The sequence below is a fragment of the Halomonas sp. HP20-15 genome (assembly GCF_033446685.1).
GTDB lineage: Bacteria > Pseudomonadota > Gammaproteobacteria > Pseudomonadales > Halomonadaceae > Modicisalibacter.
Genome location: NZ_JAWQLY010000004.1, coordinates 130,272 through 150,435, shown reverse-complemented (window position 1 = coordinate 150,435; position 20,164 = coordinate 130,272). Strand labels below are relative to the sequence as shown.

At 65.4% G+C, this 20,164-nt stretch carries 16 protein-coding genes; 8 read left to right on the top strand and 8 right to left on the bottom strand.

All coding sequences use genetic code 11. The features are described from left to right. Positions 1 to 125 precede the first annotated feature (125 nt). Positions 126 to 3,449, bottom strand: a complete 3,324-nt coding sequence (gene mscK / locus R6258_RS07105) for a mechanosensitive channel MscK (protein ID WP_412176363.1) — start codon at positions 3,447 to 3,449, stop codon at positions 126 to 128. A 186-nt stretch (positions 3,450 to 3,635) separates the two neighbouring features. Here mscK and R6258_RS07100 point away from each other — a divergent pair, with 186 nt between their 5' ends. The 4 genes from R6258_RS07100 to R6258_RS07085 are packed head-to-tail and all read left to right on the top strand — an operon-like array spanning position 3,636 to position 5,650. Continuing rightward, positions 3,636 to 4,559, top strand: coding sequence for a phospholipase A (locus R6258_RS07100; RefSeq protein WP_318448968.1), 924 nt, complete (start codon positions 3,636 to 3,638; stop codon positions 4,557 to 4,559). Positions 4,560 to 4,618: 59 nt separating this feature from the next. Next, the gene (locus R6258_RS07095; protein ID WP_318448967.1) at positions 4,619 to 4,960 is read left to right on the top strand and encodes a glycine zipper domain-containing protein; all 342 of its coding nucleotides are present in this window, start codon (positions 4,619 to 4,621) and stop codon (positions 4,958 to 4,960) included. Continuing rightward, on the top strand, positions 4,960 to 5,352 hold the full coding sequence (locus tag R6258_RS07090; protein ID WP_318448966.1) for a phage holin family protein: 393 nt from the start codon (positions 4,960 to 4,962) through the stop codon (positions 5,350 to 5,352). Before R6258_RS07095 ends, R6258_RS07090 begins: the two co-directional genes overlap by 1 nt. A 7-nt stretch (positions 5,353 to 5,359) precedes the next feature. Beyond that, a complete protein-coding gene (locus R6258_RS07085) occupies positions 5,360 to 5,650 on the top strand; it encodes a YqjK-like family protein (protein ID WP_318448965.1) in 291 nt (96 codons plus the stop codon). A gap of 120 nt (positions 5,651 to 5,770) precedes the next feature. On the opposite strand, the gene R6258_RS07080 is transcribed toward R6258_RS07085, so the two are convergent. From R6258_RS07080 to R6258_RS07070, 3 genes are all read right to left on the bottom strand, one after another. Next, positions 5,771 to 7,630, bottom strand: a complete 1,860-nt coding sequence (locus tag R6258_RS07080) for a DUF3413 domain-containing protein (protein ID WP_318448964.1) — start codon at positions 7,628 to 7,630, stop codon at positions 5,771 to 5,773. Between the two features lie 208 nt (positions 7,631 to 7,838). Continuing rightward, positions 7,839 to 9,155 (bottom strand): ergothioneine biosynthesis protein EgtB, encoded by a 1,317-nt coding sequence (egtB, locus tag R6258_RS07075; RefSeq protein WP_318448963.1) that lies wholly within the window; start codon positions 9,153 to 9,155, stop codon positions 7,839 to 7,841. Positions 9,156 to 9,276: 121 nt separating this feature from the next. Beyond that, positions 9,277 to 10,458, bottom strand: coding sequence for an NAD(P)/FAD-dependent oxidoreductase (locus R6258_RS07070; RefSeq protein ID WP_318448962.1), 1,182 nt, complete (start codon positions 10,456 to 10,458; stop codon positions 9,277 to 9,279). 269 nt (positions 10,459 to 10,727) lie between these two features. Here R6258_RS07070 and R6258_RS07065 point away from each other — a divergent pair, with 269 nt between their 5' ends. From R6258_RS07065 to R6258_RS07055, 3 genes are all read left to right on the top strand, one after another. Continuing rightward, positions 10,728 to 11,786, top strand: coding sequence for an efflux RND transporter periplasmic adaptor subunit (locus tag R6258_RS07065; protein ID WP_318448961.1), 1,059 nt, complete (start codon positions 10,728 to 10,730; stop codon positions 11,784 to 11,786). Continuing rightward, entirely contained in the window at positions 11,786 to 14,887 is a 3,102-nt protein-coding gene (locus R6258_RS07060; protein WP_318448960.1) for an efflux RND transporter permease subunit, read from the top strand. Before R6258_RS07065 ends, R6258_RS07060 begins: the two co-directional genes overlap by 1 nt. Positions 14,888 to 14,979: 92 nt before the next feature. Continuing rightward, complete coding sequence (locus R6258_RS07055; RefSeq protein WP_318448959.1) at positions 14,980 to 15,396, top strand: STAS/SEC14 domain-containing protein; 417 nt, start codon at positions 14,980 to 14,982, stop codon at positions 15,394 to 15,396. 26 nt (positions 15,397 to 15,422) lie between these two features. Here the strand turns inward: R6258_RS07055 and R6258_RS07050 are convergent, their stop codons facing one another. From R6258_RS07050 to R6258_RS07040, 3 genes are read right to left on the bottom strand one after another with little or no spacing between them, the layout of a single operon-like run. Next, positions 15,423 to 16,664 (bottom strand): Ku protein, encoded by a 1,242-nt coding sequence (locus R6258_RS07050; RefSeq protein ID WP_318448958.1) that lies wholly within the window; start codon positions 16,662 to 16,664, stop codon positions 15,423 to 15,425. Beyond that, positions 16,657 to 17,430, bottom strand: a complete 774-nt coding sequence (locus R6258_RS07045; RefSeq protein ID WP_318448957.1) for a Ku protein — start codon at positions 17,428 to 17,430, stop codon at positions 16,657 to 16,659. The genes R6258_RS07050 and R6258_RS07045 overlap by 8 nt, the downstream gene beginning before the upstream one ends. Beyond that, positions 17,430 to 17,630, bottom strand: a complete 201-nt coding sequence (locus R6258_RS07040; protein ID WP_318448956.1) for a hypothetical protein — start codon at positions 17,628 to 17,630, stop codon at positions 17,430 to 17,432. Before R6258_RS07040 ends, R6258_RS07045 begins: the two co-directional genes overlap by 1 nt. Positions 17,631 to 17,861: 231 nt before the next feature. On the opposite strand from R6258_RS07040, the gene R6258_RS07035 reads away from it, so the two are divergent. Continuing rightward, positions 17,862 to 19,511, top strand: coding sequence for an FMN-binding glutamate synthase family protein (locus tag R6258_RS07035; RefSeq protein ID WP_318448955.1), 1,650 nt, complete (start codon positions 17,862 to 17,864; stop codon positions 19,509 to 19,511). Positions 19,512 to 19,525: 14 nt separating this feature from the next. On the opposite strand, the gene R6258_RS07030 is transcribed toward R6258_RS07035, so the two are convergent. Continuing rightward, positions 19,526 to 20,119 (bottom strand): DUF4202 domain-containing protein, encoded by a 594-nt coding sequence (locus tag R6258_RS07030; protein ID WP_318448954.1) that lies wholly within the window; start codon positions 20,117 to 20,119, stop codon positions 19,526 to 19,528. Positions 20,120 to 20,164 lie beyond the last annotated feature (45 nt).

The window sequence follows — 20,164 nt, the reverse complement described above, 5'->3', positions numbered from 1 at the left end:
CCGGAGCCCAGGAACCGGAGCCTATGGGGTATAGGTGAGGATTTCGACCGGACTGGCGCTCCAGCACCGCGCAACGCAGCGATTCGCCCGCGCAGGCATTTGTGCAGTGTTTCCTAGACGGCTGCTCAGTTATCGCCGTCATCCGCATCGTACTCCCCGCGCGTGCCCGGCCTGGGGCTCGTTGGGCCCTCACCCAGCGGCTGGCCGACCGGTTGCGAGACAACTCTCGCCACCTGGCCATCGCTGTTGTGCAGCCAGACATCCATCTGGTTGAAGGCGATGCGAATGCCGTGCTCGCGAAACAGCACGTCAAGCCGGCGATTGATCTCGTCGGCCGCATAGAGTCGATCGAGCAGGTCGTTGACGAAGATGCGTAGCTCGAAGTTGAACGCCGTCGACCCGTAGCTGGTGCAGAAAACCTGCGGCTCGGGGTCCTTGAGCACGCGCTTGTTGGCATCCGCCACCTCACGCAGCAGCCGGTGCACCGTATCCAGGTCCGAGCCGTGCGCCACGCCGTAATTCAGCACCACCCGTGTAATGTTGTCCGACAGCGACCAGTTGATCAGTTGGTCGGTCACGAACGTCTTGTTGGGGATGATGATCTCCTTGCGGTCGAAGTCGGTCACCGTGGTCGCGCGGATGCGAATGCGGCTGACCGTGCCGTGCAACTGGCCCAGCGTGATGGTGTCGCCGATCCGCACCGGGCGCTCGAAAAGGATGATCAACCCCGAGACGAAGTTGGCGAATATCTCCTGGAGACCGAACCCCAGCCCCACACCCAGCGCCGCCACCAGCCACTGCAACTTGTCCCACGACACGCCCAGCGTACCCAGCGCGACGACGATGCCGGTGCCGACGATCACATACGAGAGCAGCGACGAGATGGCGTAGGCGCTGCCCTGTTTGAGCGACAGTCTTGAGAGCACCATCACCTCGAGCAGGCCGGGCAGGTTACGCGCCATCAGTGAGGTCAGAATGACCGTGATCAGACTGGTCAGCACGTCGGCGATGGTGATCGGCGTCTGGCTGAGCGTCTCGCCGCTGCCCTGCTCGATCGTCCACACGGCGATGTTGTCGAGATACGCCAACGCCGTCAGCAGATCGGCCCAGACCAAGTAGAGCACCAGCGTGAAGCCCAAAAACAGAATCAGCTTGGAGAGCCGCAGCGACTGCTGGTTGACCTGGTCGAGATCCAGCGGCGGCTCCTCGACCACCTCCAGCCCGCCCTCGGCGCCCTCCTGGGCCTGAGCGCGACGCCGCGCCACCGCGCGCCGGTAGGCCAGGCGCCGCGCCGCCACCGCCAAGCCGCGCACCACCGCCGCTTCGATGAGTATCCAGGCGCCCAGGATGTACAGGCTGATCACGAAGCGGCCGACCAGCCGGAGCGCGGTGTATTCGTAGCCCATCACGATCAGCCCTGCGAGCACCAGGGACACCAGCGACAGCGACAGTCCCAGCAACAGCCGGAACACCTTGGTGCCGAAAAACGGTATGTGGGCCAGGATCAAGCGGGCGATCAGCACGCTCAGGGCCAGCAGCCCACCCAGCAGCAGAAACAGCGCGATCGGTTGCTCGGCCAGCGTCGGACCGCTGTCGCGCGCCAGGGTGCTGATCAGCAGCACCGGAACCAGCGCGACGCCCAGCCACCACAACAGCCGTCTCAATCGCGAGGCATAGCCGCCCGGCCAGTGGAAATGGCGCACCGCGACGCCATCGCCGATCAATAGCCGACGCGCCAGCTCGATCACGCCCCAGGCCAATGTCAGTTGCAGCAGGGCCATGCCCAACAGCTGTGCGTCACCCTCGGTGCCCTTGGCCAGCGCCAGTCCGGCGCCGGCCAACGCCAGCGGCCACGGCGCGGCGAGCAACGCATTCATGGCGATCGCCCGCGGGGTATGCATCTGGGTGTCGCGCTTGAGCCGTCCGATCTCGTCGTGCAGCGCCAGCAGGCGTTGCTTGATGCGCCGACGACGCAGCAGCAACGCACCCGCCAACAGCCATACCGGCAGCGCCCACAGGGCCTTGGCCTGCAACGGCTGCCATAGCGCCGCGAGACGCTCCTGCCAGTCGGCAAAGCTGGCGTTGGTGGCCAGCGTGGCGGGCAGCTTGCGTAGCCAGCCGACGTCGAGCGGACTGCGATTGGCCACCCAGAACAGCTGTTCTTCGATGGTCGAACGCAGCGAACGACTGATCGACAGCAGTTGTTGCTGAGTAAGCTGCAGATCGACCGCCGTGGTCAGTAGCTCGCCATACTCCTGCTCGAGCTCGTCGATGAGTTCGCGACGCGACTGGTAGAGGCGCGACAGCGAATCGAGCAGCGCCGGGGTGGCTTCGACGCCGGCATCGTCGAGACGCTGTCTGGCAAGGGCCTCGACATCGCGCAGCGCCTCGCGCTGACGGCCCAGCTCGAATTGCTCGAGGCGTACGTCGGCGATCACCTCCTGCAATCCGTCGTGGGCATCGATCGAGGGTAGCGAACCGCGCTGTTCACGCAGGATGCGCGACAGCAGCAGGCTGCCGCGAATCGCCTCGATCTGCTCGTTGAGCGTGCGCTGCACCTGCCGCACCCAGTCCAGTTGGGTGCGCACCTTGCTGGCTTGGCGCTCGTAGCGATGGTGGCGATCGATGGCGTCGAGCAGCGACTGGCTGAGTTCGCGGTTGACCGATTGGGCGCGCATCACCACCGGGTTTCCGTTGGCGATTAGCGGATCGCGACTGATGGCTTCGGTAATCGTCGATTCGAGCTTTTCGCGACGGCGCTGGTCGAGCACCGCCTGCAATAGATCGAGCCGGTCCTGGAGCGCCTCGATCTGCTTTATCAGCGCGTCGCGACGCTGCTCGGCGAGTTCGTGGCTACGGGCGTTGGTCTCCAGCTGGCGACGCTTGAAGGCCAGCTCGCGCTCGGCAAGCTGCATCTCGGCCCCGATCTTCCAGACCTCGGGGCCGTCCGCGCCGGCGGGCAGCTGGTCGCGGGCGAGACGCAATTCTTCGATCCTGTCCAGCGACTCGCTGATCGTCGTCTGGGCGCGTTCGGGCAGGGTCTGAGTGGCGATCAGCCGCGAATTGGCATCGGCGAGGCTTTCCCGCAGTTTTTGCAGCCGATCGAGCATCTCGCTGACATCGGCCTCGAGTTCTTTGCGGGAGACATCCTTCAGCGCCTCGGCGCTGGTCACCTCGGCGCTTTCGGCTTGCCGGGCGGCACGCCGCAGCCGTTCAATCTCCTGGGGTCCCTGCTCGAGACGCTGTTCGAGTTCGGCGCGCTCCTGGGCGATGTTCTCCAGCTTATCGAAAGAATCGAGCACGCCGCGCAGGGTTTCCATGGTTGCCTGCTCGCTGCTGTCGGGCTTGTCGATCGCCTTGAGGGCCTCCAACCGCTGGGAGACCCTGTCCCGATCGGGCAGCGCGATGTCGTCCTGCGCCCATGCCGGGCCGCCAAGCAACACGATCATCGCGATCGCCGTCAGCCATCCTGTCCACCACCGCTGGTTCGCCACGCCTGCCCGCCTTTGCCGCCGATTGTTCGCCGTGGCGATTGTGCGGCGATGCGCGACCCATGGCAATTGCCGCCGGGAATTGACTTGCCGGCAAGTCATGGTAGAAACGAATGTCCGAATGTCTTCCTACAGGATGTCTCTATGGCTGTGCCGATCGCTCTGCCGATCCTTCCCTTACTGGCCGCCTCACTCGCCTTACTGCCCGTGGCGGCGATCGCCCAGGATACCGAGCCCGACAGCCCCACCGAATCGGCACTCGAGCAGGCGCAAACGCGTCGCCAGTACGAGGACGAATCCAACCGCAACCCATTGGCCATCACCGCCTATCGGCGTAATTATCTGCTGCCTTGGACTTACAATACCGATCCCAATCAGGGTGATTTCGACGAGATCAGCGACGACGCCAACGCCGACAACGCCGAGGTCAAGTTCCAGCTCAGTCTCAAGATCAATGTGCTCGATGATCTCATCGGCGACAACGGCGATCTGTATTTCGCCTACACCCAGCGCAGTTGGTGGCAAGCCTATAATTCCGATGCCTCGGCGCCGTTTCGCGAAACCAACTACGAACCCGAAGTCTTCGTCAGCTTCGACAACGATTTCTCGCTGCTGGGCTGGACCAATACCCTGAATCGCGTAGGTTACGCCCATCAGTCGAATGGCCGTTCGCAGCCGTTGTCGCGCAGTTGGAACAGAGTCTACGTCGACATGCTGTTCCAGCGCGGCGACTGGGCCATAAGCATCGCACCGCACTGGCGGGTACCGGAAAGCAAGAATAGCGACGACAATCCCGATCTGGAAAACTACATCGGCTACGGCGACATCACCGTCGTACGCGCCTTCGGCGATCAGGAATTGTCGGTGATGACCCGAGGCAACCCCGGCAAGCACCACTATGGTGTACAGCTCGATTACTCGTTTCCGCTGGCCGGCAAGATTCGCGGCCACGTGCAATATTACGATGGCTACGGAGAAAGCCTTATCGACTATGACAACGACGTGCAGCGTCTGGGCATCGGTTTCAGCCTCAATACCTTCCTGGCCGGTATACCCGGCAGCCGTTGATACACTATTTCATGCTGCTATGATGAGTACGTTATTCACAGTCAAAGGAAGACAGCAAAATGGCCATGTTCCCCATCGGACAGCATGATAACAACGCCAGCACTGCACAGTTGAAGGAAGACCTCCGTCATCTGTCCCGTACTGTCGAGGAGTTGGTCAACGCTACAGCCGAAGACTCCCGCAGCAACGTCAAGGAAATGCGCGACCGCGCCCAGCGGAGCCTCAAGGAGACCCGTGGACGGCTCGAGGCCCGCGGCGAGAAGCTCTATCACGATACACGTGACGGTGTCCTCGATAGCGCCGACCTGTGCGATCGTTATGTCCACGAGAATCCCTGGACCAGCATCGGGGTTGGTACCGCTGTCGGTGTCGTGATCGGCCTGCTGCTCGGACGTCGCTGATGACCGATAGCCAGGGACCGGCAGAGCGTGTCATTTCGGCGGCACGACGCCTGCTCGGCAATGTCGTCGCCATGGGCGAGACGCGTCTGCGTCTCGCCGTTCTCGAACTCGAACTCGAACGCGACCGCCTGCTTTCGCTACTGTTGATTGCCGGAGCCAGCCTGATCCTGTTCTCGTTCGGCATCGGCATGCTGTTGTTGCTGGTCGTCGTTCTCTATTGGGACGATCATCGTCTGTTGGCCATTACCCTGTGCTCGCTGGCGCTGTTGCTGGGCGCCGCATTGCTCGCGATCAAGGCCAAGCGAATCGCCAACCAGCGCAAGCTGATGGAATCGACCCTGCACAGCATGCAGCAGGATCGTCAGGCACTAGAGTCATCGCATGATGCATAACGGTCGCATGACTCATAACGATCGCCTGGCGCGACGCGACCAGCTCGAGGCGCAGATCCTGCAGCAGCGCCTCGACATGGGCATGGCCCTGCGCGATTGGCGCGAGGCCACAGCCCCCATCGACCACGGCTGGCGGAAACTCATGCAATGGCGAGCACCGACCATTGCCGCCCTGGGCCTGGTTTCGTTGCGCGGAGTCACCCGGCCACGCTCGACCGGCCGGGTGATACGCCGCGTGATGACGGGCTTGCTGCTGGCCAACCGGTTAAGAGCGGTTTACCGCGCCATCAGTCGCTGAGCCGAACGCGACGATAGGCGATAGCCGGAAACGCAAAAACCCCGCCTCGCTGGCGGGGTTTTTGCGTGCTGGCTTGTGCTCGTTGCCAGGTTCCTCGGACGAATCAGTCCACCGCGGAAGCTAGGGCCGGTAGAAACGGCGCATCGTCTGCATTGCCTCACGAACCGCCGGTGAGATGCTTTCCTCGAGCGGTTCGAGTTGACGATCGACGACCCCCCAATCGCCAGCGCCATCGATGACCGTGATGCGATCATCCTCGATGATGCCGGTATTCAGGTAGCTGCTGGCCATCACCCAATCGTGATCGAGCTCGCCGTCGAGCATGTCCCGGCCCTGGCTGTAATCGCCGAACGGATTGCTGCAGCCCAGCGCATGGCGCATCAGTGTCGGTGCGACATCCAGGTGGCTGGTCGTGCCGTCATGCCTTCCCGGCTCGACACCCGGGCCGTGCAGAATCATCGGCACCTGGGTCTGGGGTGAGGCGAAATGACTGTTGTGCCCCCAGTAGTTGCGCCCGAAGTCGTTGAAAGATTCGCCATGGTCGCCGGTAACGATCAACAGGGTGTCGTCCCATTCGCCATGGCGCTTGAGGTCCTCGATTACCCGCCCGACCAACTTGTCGTCGTGATAGACCGCATTGCGATGCAGATTGTGGTAGGGCTCGGGATCGGTCTCGGGCCCCAGATCGAGATAGTTCATCGCCTCGGCCGATGGCTGGAAAGGCTCGGCGTCGCCTGCGGGCACGCTATAGCCATGCGGCGCATCGTAGAACAGCATGCCGAACCAGGGGCGCTGTGTATCGCCCTGACGGCGTTGCTGCTGCCAGTCGAGCCAGTTCACGGTCATCTGGCGGTCGCGTTCGGCCGGCGTATCGCCTGCCGGAGTGGGCGGCAGTTCAGGGACCGAGGCGAAGACCGAACGATCGAAGCCGACGCTACTGAGGCTCGCCGAGGCGAACAGGCCCAGTCGATAGTCCTGCTCCTGCAGCTGTTCGATCAGCAGCGCGGGCGTCTGTGAATTCTCGAGCTGATGATAGTAGTTGCCGGTAAGTCCGTAGAACAGACTCATGATCCCGGTGCGGGTGCTGTTGCCGCCGCTATAGTGGTTCAGGTAGTGGCGCCCCTGTCCCTCGAGCGCCGCCTGCATCTGTGGCGTGACCCGCGGGCCGAACTCGTCGGCACGCCAGCTGTCGAGGACGATCAGCAAAATGTTGGGGGCGTCCTTGCCGTTGCGGCATGTCAGCGGCTCCTGCGGCCAATTCAGGCTATCGGGTACGTCATGGTTGATATCGACGCGCTCGGCCCGCATCGCCCGTGGATCGAGCCAGCCCTGATCCTGCATGAAGTCCTTGGCGGTCGCCGGAAACAGTAGCGGAAAGATTCCGGTCTGCTGGGTAACGCTGCGCTGATAGCGCGCATCGGCCACCACGTGGATGGCGTGGCTGGCCACCAATGCCAGCAACAGCACCCCGACAACCCGCCACAGCGGCCACTGCAGGATGCGCGGCGAGCGCAGCAACCGCGCGGCGAGCCAGCCTTCGAAAGCCAGCAACGCCCCCACCACGCCGGCCACGATCAGCCAGGTCGAGGTGGTAAAGCTGAATATCTCGCCGTTCTTGTCGTTGAGAAACAGCGAGACCATGAAATGATTGAGATGGAAGCGATACTGGGCATAGACCACGGTATCGATCAACAACAGCCCCAGCCCCGCCGTTGCCAGCAGGCTGGCGGGCAGCCAAAGGAGCTTGCGCGGCACGATCAGCGAGAGTAGCCATAGCGGCATCCCGAACAGCAAGGCCAGCAGCCCGAAATGGCCGATCCAGGTGACGATCAGATAGGTAATGCCCAGGCCGTCGTGAGGCACCGCGAGAAACGGCACATAACGCAACGCGATGAGCCATACCAGAAGCAGGTTGATCAGCGTGAAAGCCAAGCTGCCATGCAGCCGTCGGCGGGAACGGTCTAGATACGTCGAATTCATAAGCGCGCAACGCTAGCGTCACAAAAGGGGCCGCTATTGTGCCACGCCTCTTGGACACTTGCAGGAGGCGCAGACAGCCGGTTACGCAGACCGTTGGGCCATGCGGGGCTGCATCACCCCACATGGCTCACTGGCCTCCTGCAGCTAGATGCGCATCAACGGGTTGCCGAATGAATCCGCGGTGAGCTTCGTCGCTACACGCTTGCGCTCAGGCGTCCCGGGCCAGGCGAAAGCCAGAAAACGCCCAGCGTGCCTGGGGCGGAAAGAAGTTGCGATAGCTCGCGCGGATGTGCGAGCGCGGCGTGGCGCAACAGCCGCCACGCAGTACCATCTGCCCGGACATGAACTTGCCGTTGTACTCGCCCAGGCTGCCCGGCAGCGTTCGAAAGCCCGGATATGGCCGATAGGCGCTGCCGGTCCATTCCCAGACATCACCGTATAGCTGGCTCGGCACGGTGCCATCCGCGGCGCTCGCCACTGGCTGAAGGTGATCGCTTTCGACGAAGTTGCCGCGGATCTCCACGCCTTCGGCGGCGATCTCCCACTCGGCCTCGCTGGGCAATCGCGCCCCGGCCCAGCGTGCATAGGCATCGGCCTCGTAGAAGCTGACATGGCACACCGGGGCGTGCTCGTCGACCGCCACCAGGCCGCCCAGCGTCATGTGATACCAGCCTTCATCGCGCTGTACCCAGTAGAGCGGCGCCGTCCAGCCCTGGTCCTGGACCTGCTGCCAGCCATCTGACAGCCAGTGGTCGGGGCGCCGATAACCGCCATCGCGGATAAACGCCAGAAACTCGCCGTTGGTCACCGGACGGTCGGCGATCTCGAAGGCCTCGACGAACTGCCGGTGACGCGGCATCTCGTTGTCGTAGGCGAAGCCGTCGGTCTCCGAATCATGGCCGATCCGCCGCACCCCGGCCGGATAACTCAGCCACGCGAGTTCACCGGGCGTAGCCACCGGCGGCGTGGCGGGATCGTCGCGCAGGTCATCACGATAGGCCGGGCACAACGGGTTCTGCGCCAGGATATGCTTGATATCCATGACCAGCAGTTCCTGATGCTGCTGTTCGTGATGGAGCCCCAACTCCACGCGGCGGAGGATCTCGTCGGCATGCTCGGCGGGCGGCGCTTCAAGCAATCGGGCCATGGCCTCATCGACATGGGCACGATAACGGTATACGTCATCCACCGTGGGCCGCGAGATCACGCCTCGGTGAGGGCGCGGAAATGGCGTGCCATGGGTCTCGTAGTAGGAGTTGAAGAGGAAGTCGTAGGCCGGGTCGAGCGACCGGTAATCCTTGAGGAAGGGGGTGAGCAGAAAGGCTTCGAAGAACCAGCTGACGTGGGCGATGTGCCATTTCGGAGGACTGACATCGGGCATGCTCTGGACCATGTAGTCCTCCCGATGCAGCGGGGCGCACAGGGCTTCGCTAGCGGCGCGGACCCGCTGATAGTCGCGCAGCCACTCCTTGGTATGTCGATTCTCGAGGGTATCGTTGGCAAGCTGGTGGGCGAGCGGGACCATAAGAACACTCCTTTGCGCTGAACCACATCCGTTTGGATATTGCATTCAGCGTAGGCAGCCGTAGCCACTCTTCAAGCCCTTTGGCGGCCCAGTGCATAACACCGGGTAAACGACTAGGCGATTACAACGCCAGCCCACAGGCCACCGCCGAGGCCCAGGCCCACTGGAAGTTGTAACCGCCCAGCTCGCCGGTTACATCGAGTACTTCGCCGATGAAGCGCAACTGTGGCAGCTCCTTGACCGCGAAGGTCTTCGACGACAAGGCGGCGGTATCGACGCCGCCCATGGTCACCTCGGCGGTGCGCCAGCCCTCGGTACCCGCCGGCTTGATGCGCCAGCCATTGAGCCGCTCGGCCCACGCCTCGAGCTGGGCGTTGGAGCGCTCGGCGAGCACCCCATCGTCGCCATGCCATTCGACCAGGGCCTGGGCCAGACGCCTGGGCAGTTGTTCGGCGAGCCAGGTCGATACCAGCCGGCGCGGCGTCGACTGGCGTGCCTCGCGCAGCGCCGCATTGGCGTCGAGTCCCGGCAGCAGGTCGATGGCGAGTTCGTCACCGGGCTGCCAGTAGCTCGAGATCTGCAGCATCGCCGGCCCCGAAAGCCCGCGATGGGTGAACAGCAGCGGCTCGCGGTAGTGCCCGCCGCGACAGCTCACCGCGACCTCGCAGGACACTCCGGCCAGCGCGGCGGCACGCGCCTTCCACTGCGAGGTCAGGGTGAACGGCACCAGTGCGGCACGCGTCTCGGTCACCGCCAGGCCGAACTGGCGGGCGACGTCGTAGCCGAAGCCGCTCGCCCCCAGCGTGGGAATCGACAATCCACCGGTGGCGATCACCACCGCCCCGCACTCGATCCGCCCTGCCGCGGTGGTCAGGCGCATGCCCTCGGCATGACGCTCGAGGCGTTCGATGGGTGTGGCGAGGCGAATCTCCACGCCGGCCCAGGCGCATTCGGTAAGCAGCATGTCGAGGATCGGTCGCGACGAGTCGGCGCAGAACAGCTGGCCCGGCGCCTTCTCAACTGGCTCGATGCCGTGACGCTCGACCAGCTCGAGAAAGTGCTCGGGCCGGTAGCGCTTGAGTGCCGAGATGCAGAAGTGCGGATTGGCCGAGAAGAAATTGCCCGGTCCGGTGTCCATATTGGTGAAATTGCAGCGCCCACCGCCGGACATCAGGATCTTCTTGCCCGGCTTGTTGGCATGATCGAGCACCAGCACGCGCTTGCCGGCGTAACCGGCGGTCAGCGCGCACATCAGGCCGGCGGCGCCGGCGCCGATGACGACCACGTCGGGATGGGTAGGCATGCAGGACTCCGGGCGATTCGCTTCGAGACGGGCGTGCATTCTAGCAGTCGGCCGCCGCCGGGCCACCCGCTGCATGACCGCCGAGGCGGCTTGTAGCTTCCAACGTATATCTTCCAATGCAGAGTCTCGGCATACTCGCCTGAACCGCCCCGCACGACGAATGCCATCGGGCGCCATCGCGCCCGCGAGCCAAGGATGTCATGACCGACCACTCTCGCCCGCCACATGCGTGGCCCCGCTTACGACACCGCACGATCGGTTGGCTGACGATGGCTCTTCTCGCGCTCGCCGCCACCGGTGTCGACGCGGCCGAGAGCCCGCCGGTGATCGCCGCGCACGCCGAACTCCGCGACTGGACCACCCCGCTCGAGGCGCTGGGCACCCTGCGCGCCGACGAGAGCGTGACGCTTTCGGCCACCCTCACCGAGGTCGTCGCCGAGATCGACTTCAGCGATGGCCAGCGCGTCGAGGCCGGCCAGTTGCTGGTGCGCCTCGACGACAGCGAGGTCAGCGCCGATCTGCGCGCCGCCCAGGCCCAGCGCGCCGAGCGCAACAACGTGCTGCAGCGTTCGGTCCAACTGGAAGCGCGCAATCTCGCGCCGCGCGCCGACGTCGAGGACAATCGCGCCCGGCTGCACCAGATCGAAGCCCAGATCGAGGCCATCGAGGCGCGCCTGGCCGACCATCGCATCCGCGCCCCGTTCGCCGGGGTCGTCGGCTTTCGCAATATCAGCCCCGGCACGCTGGTCACGCCGGGCATGGCGCTGGTCACCCTCGACAAGCTCGACGTGGTCAAGCTCGACTTCAGCGTGCCGGCCGTACACCTGGCCGAGCTGCACCCGGGACTGGCGCTGCGCGCGCGTACCGAAAGCTACCCGGACAGTGTCTTCGCCGGCAAAATAGACAGCATCGGCATGCGCATCGATCCGGTCAGCCGCAGCGTCCCGGTGCGCGCCGTGCTGGCCAACCCCGACGGTCACCTGCGTCCCGGCATGCTCATGGAGATCGTCCTCGACCGCCGCCCGCGCCAGGCCCTGACGATCCCCGAGGAAGCGCTGATTCCACAGGGCGCCAAGCAGTTCGTGATGGTCATCGATGACGACGACGGCAATCTCATCGCGCGTCGTCCGGTCAGCATCGGCGAACGCCGTGCCGGCGAGGTGGAAATCCTCGAAGGGCTGCAGGCCGGCGACCTGGTGGTCAGCCACGGTACCCAGCGCGTGCGCGACGGCGATACGGTGAGCCTGCTGGGCATCAACGACGACGATACCGACATCGCCGAACTGCTCGAGCGCAGCCGTGTCACCAGGCCGAGAGACGCCAGCTGATGCGGCTGTCGGACCTCTCGATCCAGCGCCCGGTATTGGCCAGCGTGCTGGCGCTGCTGCTGATCGCCTTCGGCCTGTTGGCGCTGCAGCGCCTGCCGCTGCAGGAATACCCGGCCATCGATCCGCCGATCGTGAGCATCGACACGCGTTACCCCGGCGCCTCGGCGAGCGTGGTCGAGACGCGCATCACCCAGGTGCTCGAGGACAGCATCGCCGGGATCGAGGGCATCGCGGCGATCGAGTCATCGAGCAGGGACGGCAGATCGTCGATCAACATCGAGTTCGCCCTGTCGCGCGACATCGAGGCCGCCGCCAACGACATTCGCGACCGCCTCTCTGGCGCCGCCGACAATCTTCCCGACGAGGCCGACCCGCCCGAAGTCGAGAAGGCCGACTCGAGCGAGGAAGTGGTGCTGTGGCTGAGCCTGTCCGGCGAACGCTATTCGATCGCCGAGCTCACCGACTACGCCAACCGCTACCTGGTCGACCGCTTCTCGGTGCAGCCCGGCGTGGCCCGGGTCCGGGTCAGCGGCGATCAGCAATACGCCATGCGCGTCTGGCTCGACCGCAACGCCCTGGCGGCGCGCAACCTGACCGCCGGCGACGTCGAGGACGCGCTGCGCGCCGAGAACGTCGAACTGCCGGCCGGCGCCATCGAGTCCGAGGAGCGACAGTTCATCGTCCGTCTGCCGCGCAACTTCGCCACCCCCGACGACTTCCGTTCGCTGGTGCTTGCCCAGGGCGACGACGGCTACCTGGTGCGCCTCGCGGACGTCGCGCGGGTCGAAATCGGCGCCGTCGAGACGCGCACCCTGTATCGCGGCAACGGCACGCCGATGGTCGGGCTGGGTATGATGCGCCAATCCACCGCCAACCTGCTGACGGTCTCAGAGGGGGTCACCGCCGAGCTCGAGCGCCTGCAGTCGACGCTTCCCGAGGGCATGACGCTGGCGCTCAACGTCGACTCATCGATCTTCGTCGCCGACGCCATCGACCAGGTAGTGACGACGCTATTCATCGCCATGGCGCTGGTGGTCGCGGTGATCTTCCTGTTCCTCGGCAATGTCCGCAGCACCCTGGTGCCGGCGGTGACCGTGCCGATCTCGGTGATCGCCACCTTCATCGCCCTGGCACTGTTCGGCTTCACCCTCAATCTGCTGACCCTGCTGGCGCTGGTACTGGCGATCGGGCTGATCGTCGACGACGCCATCGTGGTGCTCGAGAACATCCATCGGCGCATGCGCGTGCATGGCGAGACGCCACTGGTCGCCGCCTATCGCGGCACGCGCCAGATCGGCTTTGCGGTGATCGCCACCACGCTGGTGCTGATTGCGGTGTTCGTGCCGTTGAGCTTCCTGCAGGGCGACATCGGCCGGCTGTTCTCGGAATTCGCCCTGACGCTGGCCGCCGCGGTGGCCTTCTCCAGCTTGCTGGCGCTGTCGCTGGCGCCGATGCTGGCCTCCAAGGTCCTCTCCCGCGAGATGCACGAGGGCCATCTGGCGCACGCCGTGCACGCCCTGCTCGATTTCAGCCAGCGGCTGTATCGCGCGGCGCTGCTCAGGGCCCTGAAGCTGCGGCTGGCGATGGTTGCGATGTTCGTCGCGCTGATCGCCGCCAGCGTATGGCTGGCCGGGCAACTGCCCAACGAGTACACCCCGCGCGAGGATCGCGGCAACTTCTATATCCTGGTCAACGGCCCCGAGGGTGCCAGCTTCGACTATATGCTCGACTACATGAACGAGATCGAGGCGCGCCTGCTGCCGATGCGCGAAGCCGGCGAGATCGAGCGCATCGTGGTCCGCGCGCCGCGCGGCTACGGCAATCTCGAGACCTTCAACAGCGGCTTCGCGATCGTCAACCTGAGCGACTGGAGCCAACGCCGTGCCGCCTGGCCGATCATGGACGAAGTCCGCGAGCGCCTCTCCGGGTTGCCCGGCATCCGCGCCACGCCGGTGATGCGCCAGGGCTTCGGCGGCGGCATCGAGAAGCCGGTGCAGTTCGTGCTCGGCGGCGGTACCTACGAGGAGCTCGCCGCGTGGCGCGACACCCTGTTCGCGCACATTCGCGACGACAATCCGGGGCTGCTCGATCTCGACAGCGACTATCAGGAAACCCAGCCGCAACTGCGCATCGCCATCGACTACGACCGCGCCGCCAGCCTGGGAGTGACCGTCAGCGAGATCGGCCGCACCCTGGAAACACTGCTCGGCGGGCGCAACGTGACCCGTTACGTCGACGACGGCGAGGAGTACGACGTGATCCTCGAAGGCCAGCGCGACGAGCAGCGCAGCCCGCGCTCACTGGACAACATCCAGGTACGCTCGGCGCGCAGCGGCGAGCTGATTCCGCTGGCCAGCCTGGTGAGCTTCAGCGACTTCGCCGGCGCGAGCACACTCAATCGCTTCAATCGGGTACGCGCCATCACCCTCGAGGCCGATCTCGCCGACGGCTATCCGATCGGCGAGGCCTTGGCCTACCTGGAACGCAGCGCCGACGCGTTGCTGCCCGCCGAGGCGCAGACCGACGTCAAGGGCCCCTCCCGCGACTACCGCGAAGCCAGCGGCGCCACCACGTTCCTGCTGATACTCGGCACACTGGTGGTGTTCTTGGTGCTGGCCGCCCAGTTCGAGAGCTTCATTCATCCGCTGGTGATCATGTTCAGCGTGCCGCTGGCGATGTGCGGCGCACTGCTCGGCCTGTGGCTGACCGGGCAGTCGCTGAACATCTACAGCCAGGTGGGGTTGGTGATGCTGGTCGGACTGGCCGCCAAGAATGGCATCCTGATCGTAGAGTTCGCCAACCAGTTGCGCGACGAGGGGCTGGCCTTTCACGATGCGCTGGTCGAGGCCGCGGTGACCCGGCTGCGGCCGATCCTGATGACCGCGGTGACCACCATGGCCGGCGCGGTGCCGCTGATCGTGTCGACCGGCGCCGGCGCCGAAACCCGCGCCGTGCTGGGCACGGTGATCCTCTGCGGGGTCGCCGCGGCGACCCTGTTCACGCTGTTCGTGGTGCCGGTGGCCTACGACCTGCTGGCCCGCCATACCGGCTCGCCGGGGGACGTGAAACGGCGTCTTGAGCGCGAACTCCCCCAGGCGTGAGGCAGGGATCGAAGCGACCGGGCGTATTCGGCATGGCAAACGCTCGTCGAGTGCTACGCTTGAAAGGCCCTTGCCCATTCGAGGAAATCGCCATGCTCGAATTGCTTACCGCCCCGGCTGCGCACGTTGTCGCGCTGCGCGTCAGCGGCCGGCTCGACGCCCACGAACTGCAGACCGCGATCGATGCCATCGAGGCGGCCAAGCAGGCCCACCCGCGCGTCAGCCTTTACGGCGAAATCGATGCGCTGCGCTGGATGAGCGCCTCGGCGCTACTGCGGGACCTGGGCTATGGCCTGACCCAACTCGGCCAGCTGAGCCATTTCCACCGCGCCGCGGCGGTGACCGACCAACGCTGGCTGCGCCCGCTGGTCGCCGTCGAGAATCATCTGTTCAAGCCGCTCGAGGTGAGACTGTTCGCCAACGCCAGAAAGGCCGAGGCGATGGCCTGGGCCTGCGAGTTGCCGGTAATCCACGCGGCGGACATGAGCGACCGGCGCCGGGCGGGCTAGGAGTCCATGGGTTTATCGACAGGCTCCTAGGCTGCGCTCTGGATGGCCTTGATGAGTTCAGCCTTGGTCATCTGGCTACGCCCGGCAATGTCCATCTCCTGGGCGCGCTGGTATAGCGCCTGGCGCGTCAACTCGCTCAGTTGGCCATCGTCAGACTGGCGGCCGCGGCGCCGGCCGGACCGGCGACGCTCGCCGGCATCGTCGCCCTTGGACTTCCGGGCCCGAGCCTCGCTCCTGCTGCCCGAGCCGGCCTTGCCGGCGGTCCGCTTGCTGCCACTCTTGCGCGGCTGGTCCCGGCTCTCCTCGCCTTCGGCCTCGCGCTTGGTCTCGCGCTGCTTGCCGGTCTCGCGCGCCTCCCGTCGGCTTGGCTTGTCGGCCGACTGCCGGCCCCCGGCGCGCTGCGCAGCGGGCGAGCGCCCTTCGGCAAGGCTCTGCTTTAGCACCTGCATCAGGTCGATGACCTCGCCGCCCTCTTCGTCCTCCACGTCCACGTCGTCAGGCCAGACGACATCCTCGTCGCGCTCGAGCTTGGCATCGATTCGCTCGAGGATGCGCTTGGCATCGGCGTTTTCCAGCCAGCTACGTTCCAAGCGGCGGCTGGCACAGGCGTCGATCGCCTGGCCGATGCGACGCCGCGCCTCGCTCGATGCGGCCCGGCGTTCGGGCAGGCCGATCGACTCGGGGGTGCGCAGCTCGTCGTGGTAACGCAGCGTCTCGGCGCGCAGTATGCCGCCTTCGGCGATGATCGCCACCAGATACTGCTTGCCGCGCATCACGAAGCTGGCGATGCCCGCCCGCGAGGCGGCCTCCATGCTGTCCGCGAGCAGCCGGTAGGCGCGCGTGGCGCCCTCCTCGGGAGTAAGAAAATAGGCCCGCTCGAAGTAGATCGGGGGAATCTCGTCGAGGGCCACGAAGCGCTCGAGATCGATCTCCTGGGATTTCTCGGGCGCCAGCGCCTCGAGCTCGTCGTCCTCGACCAGCACATAGTCGTCGCGCTCGACTTCATAGCCGCGGATCAGCTCGCTGCCGGTGAGGATCTTCGCCTCCTTCTCGCAGTAATAGCGACGCGCCAGCGGCGTGCCCTGATCATCGACCATGCGCAGGCGCACCGGCTTGCCGTGCTGCGCCGGGTACAGCCCCACCGGCAGGTTGACCAGGCCGAAGCTGATGGTTCCCGACCAGAACGGCCGCGGTCCGCGCACCGCCGACGCCTCCCTGGGGCGCTTGTCATCCTCGCTTTTCTTGGTCCGTCGCCGCGAATCAGCCATGGCCGACCTCCTTGAGGCTGGCTTCCAGCGCCTGGGTGAGATCCTTGGATGGCTTGGGCCGGCGCAGCGGAGTGACCTTGACGTGCTTGCCGCGCCGCTTGTCGTCGATCATTTCGAGTACCCGCTCGCGGTAATCGTCCTGATACTCGGTCGGCTCGAAGGGTGCCTCGAGGGTATCGATCAGCTGCTGCGCCATGCGCAGCTCCTTGTCCTTGAGGGTAGCGCCGGAGGGGGCCTGCAGCGTATCCGCCGAGACCACCTCATCGGCATGGCGAAGCGCGATCAGCATCGGGTAGCCGTCGTGAAGGCGCAGCGCCCCATGATAGGTCTTGCGGCGCATCACCCAGCTTGCCAGGCCTTCGCGCCGACTGTCCTCGAGCGCCTCGATCAACGCGAAATAGGCGTCCTCGTCACCGTCGGGGCCCAAATAATAAGGCCGGCTGTACCAGCGATGGTCGATACTGTGGGCCGGCAGGAAATGCTCGACGGCGATCTCGCGCGAGGATTCGGGCTCGAGTTCGGCGAGTTCGTCGCGGCCTAGCATCACCAGGCTGCCCTGCTCGGTGGGATAGGCGCGCTGGCTCTCGCCATACGGCACGACCTGTTCGGCCTCGGGCTCGACCATGACCTGGCGGACCGGGGCGCGGTCCTTGCGGTGCAACAGGCGAAAGTGCACGCTGCGATCGGCCACCGCGGCGTAGAGCTTGACCGGCACGCATGCCTGGCCGAAGCGCAGCGTGCCACGCCACATCGCGCGAGCGGCCATTACGCCTCCTCCTGGCAACCGGGGCAGACGGTCTCGCGGCTTTCACGCAACTCGACCACGCAGAACGGGCAGATCGGCTGGTCGCAGTGGACACAGTAATAGCCCGCATCGACGTGGTAGCGACGCAGACAGGAGGGGCACTCCTCGTCGCCGGCCTGTAGCCACCAGGGCGATGCCGGGGTTGTCGAATCCTGGGTCATCGTGACGCCTCCGCGTTGTTGCGCCTAGTTGTTTCGCCGAATAACGGTCGTCATCAACAAGGCTAGCCGAGCCAGCAAAGCGCGCAACCATCGGCGCAGGCGGCAACGGCACACGCGTAGGCAATGTGCGAGTAGCTGCGCATCGAGCCGGCCGCCGGCGCAGCGAGCTTGCATTAGCGAGCATGCTGCATTTGACTGGTCGGCTCATTCACCGACTGGAGACACCGCCTCATGACCGGCCCCTCGCTGCTGAGTCGCCTGCCGTTACGCTACGCCACCTACCTGGCGAGCATCGTCGGGCTCGTCGTGTCGTTGGCGGCAAGCATGCTGTCGTCCACTTGGGGCTGGGCCGCATTGGCGTTCGCGCTGCTCGTCGCGCTGGGCAGCTACGATCTGCTGCAGCGGCGTCATACGGTGAGCCGCCTGTATCCGATCCTCGCGCATATCCGCTATTCGCTCGAGGCGATCGGCCCGGAAATCCGCCAGTACCTCATCGAGTCCGATACCGACGAGCGCCCGTTCTCCCGCGAGCAGCGCTCGGTGATCTATCAGCGCGCCAAGAACGTGGTCGACAAGAAAGCCTTCGGTTCGGTGCAGGACCTGTACGCCGAGGGCTACGAGTGGATCAGCCCCTCCCTGCAGCCACACCATCTCTCGGCCCACGATTTTCGCGTGACCATCGGTGCGGCGCGTGCCAGGCCCTACTCGGCGAGCGTGTTCAACATTTCGGCGATGAGCTTCGGTTCGCTGTCGGCCAACGCGATCAGCGCATTGAACGGTGGCGCGCGGCTCGGCGGCTTCTACCACGACACCGGCGAGGGCGCGATCTCGCCCTATCATCGTCGCGGCGGCGACCTGGTCTGGGAGATCGGCTCGGGCTACTTCGGCTGTCGCAACGACGACGGCAGCTTCAGCGAGGAGCGTTTCGCCGAGAACGCCACGCTCGAGGCAGTCAAGATGATCGAGATCAAGCTCTCGCAAGGCGCCAAGCCCGGCCACGGCGGCATCCTGCCGGCAGCCAAGGTGACCCCGGAAATCGCCGCCACCCGCGGCGTGCCGGTGCATCGCGACGTGATTTCACCGGCCGGACACACCGCCTTCACCACGCCGCGCGAGATGCTGGCCTTCATCGAGCGGCTGCGCGAGCTGTCGGGGGACAAGCCGGTGGGCATCAAGCTGGCCATCGGCCACCCATGGGAGTGGTTCGGCCTGGTCAAGGCCATGCAGGTGACCGGCACGCACCCCGACTTCATCGTCGTCGACGGCGGTGAAGGTGGCACCGGGGCCGCCCCGCTCGAGTTCATCAACCGCCTGGGCATGCCCTTGACCGAGGCGCTGCTGCTGGTTCACAACACCCTGGTGGGTGCCAATCTGCGCGAGCACATCCGTGTCGGCGCGGCCGGCAAGATCGTCAGCGCCTTCGACATCGCGCGGACCATCGCGCTGGGCGCCGACTGGTGCAATGCCGCCCGCGGCTACATGTTCGCGCTGGGCTGCATCCAGTCGATGTCCTGCCATACCGACCGTTGCCCGAGCGGCGTGGCGACTCAGAACCCGCGCCGCGGTCGCAAGCTCGATATCGAGGACAAGACCCAGCGCGTTTACCATTTCCATGCCAACACCCTCGCCGCGCTGGCCGAGATGCTCGGCGCGGCGGGCCTCAACAGCACCGAGGAGCTGGGGCCGGAACACGTGCTACGCCGGGTATCGCGCTCAGAGATCCAGTCGCTATCGATGCTCTATTCCTACCTCGAGCCGGGCGAACTGCTGCATGGGACTCCCGAGCACAGCGTCTTCCAGCGCTTCTGGCAAAATGCCGACCCCGACAGCTTCCACCCGCCGGCCGAGGTCGCCGAACTACGCCTGACCAAGCTGCGCTGAGCGGCGCTTGAGGCTCAGGCCAGGGCGCGCTCGAGCAACTGACGCGAACGCGGCGACAGGGTGATGGTCAGCGCCAATTCATGGCCGCGCGGCGACATCTTGTGCCAGGTCTTGCGCAGAATGCGGATCAACTTGTCGTCGTCGTGGCGGCTGGCGAAGTCCTCGAATTCGCGGTCGAGAAACACCAGGCAGGCGGTATCCTCGAGCGCCTGGGCATCGGGGTCACTGCGCAGACGTTCCTTGCGGATCATCTGCGCGACGTGCTCGCAACTGGCCTCGTCATAGCCGCTCTCGCGCAGCACCGCGGCGGCAGTCTCGGCCTGGCAACGCCCCAGTTCGCGGCGCCAGGCAAGATAGCCCGGGCGATCGCGGGGATAGTCGTCGCGCGGGATCTGCCAGCGTTGCAGGTGCTGGGCGCGCACCGCCAGTTGCAGCGCCTCGGAAGCCTCGGGCGCGACACGCTCCAGCCACTCGCTCATCCAGCGGGCGTAACGCAACTCGTAGGGAAGCTGTTCGCCGTCGGCGGTCCGCTCCAGTCGCGGGTCTTCGGCATGCAGGGCGTCCAGCCGCTCGAGGGCGGCTTGAAAACGAACTCTCTGATCGGTCACGGTTGGCTTTCCTTCGGCTTGATTCTACGGTTCACCATACGCTGT

What these genes read in the sequence shown, in the direction of transcription:
- mscK (WP_412176363.1), bottom strand. Translation starts at nt 3,449, where the DNA reads ATGATCGTGTTGCTTGGCGGCCCGGCATGGGCGCAGGACGACATCGCG.
- R6258_RS07100 (WP_318448968.1), top strand. Translation starts at nt 3,636, where the DNA reads ATGGCTGTGCCGATCGCTCTGCCGATCCTTCCCTTACTGGCCGCCTCA.
- R6258_RS07095 (WP_318448967.1), top strand. Translation starts at nt 4,619, where the DNA reads ATGGCCATGTTCCCCATCGGACAGCATGATAACAACGCCAGCACTGCA.
- R6258_RS07090 (WP_318448966.1), top strand. Translation starts at nt 4,960, where the DNA reads ATGACCGATAGCCAGGGACCGGCAGAGCGTGTCATTTCGGCGGCACGA.
- R6258_RS07085 (WP_318448965.1), top strand. Translation starts at nt 5,360, where the DNA reads ATGACTCATAACGATCGCCTGGCGCGACGCGACCAGCTCGAGGCGCAG.
- R6258_RS07080 (WP_318448964.1), bottom strand. Translation starts at nt 7,630, where the DNA reads ATGAATTCGACGTATCTAGACCGTTCCCGCCGACGGCTGCATGGCAGC.
- egtB (WP_318448963.1), bottom strand. Translation starts at nt 9,155, where the DNA reads ATGGTCCCGCTCGCCCACCAGCTTGCCAACGATACCCTCGAGAATCGA.
- R6258_RS07070 (WP_318448962.1), bottom strand. Translation starts at nt 10,458, where the DNA reads ATGCCTACCCATCCCGACGTGGTCGTCATCGGCGCCGGCGCCGCCGGC.
- R6258_RS07065 (WP_318448961.1), top strand. Translation starts at nt 10,728, where the DNA reads ATGGCTCTTCTCGCGCTCGCCGCCACCGGTGTCGACGCGGCCGAGAGC.
- R6258_RS07060 (WP_318448960.1), top strand. Translation starts at nt 11,786, where the DNA reads ATGCGGCTGTCGGACCTCTCGATCCAGCGCCCGGTATTGGCCAGCGTG.
- R6258_RS07055 (WP_318448959.1), top strand. Translation starts at nt 14,980, where the DNA reads ATGCTCGAATTGCTTACCGCCCCGGCTGCGCACGTTGTCGCGCTGCGC.
- R6258_RS07050 (WP_318448958.1), bottom strand. Translation starts at nt 16,664, where the DNA reads ATGGCTGATTCGCGGCGACGGACCAAGAAAAGCGAGGATGACAAGCGC.
- R6258_RS07045 (WP_318448957.1), bottom strand. Translation starts at nt 17,430, where the DNA reads ATGGCCGCTCGCGCGATGTGGCGTGGCACGCTGCGCTTCGGCCAGGCA.
- R6258_RS07040 (WP_318448956.1), bottom strand. Translation starts at nt 17,630, where the DNA reads ATGACCCAGGATTCGACAACCCCGGCATCGCCCTGGTGGCTACAGGCC.
- R6258_RS07035 (WP_318448955.1), top strand. Translation starts at nt 17,862, where the DNA reads ATGACCGGCCCCTCGCTGCTGAGTCGCCTGCCGTTACGCTACGCCACC.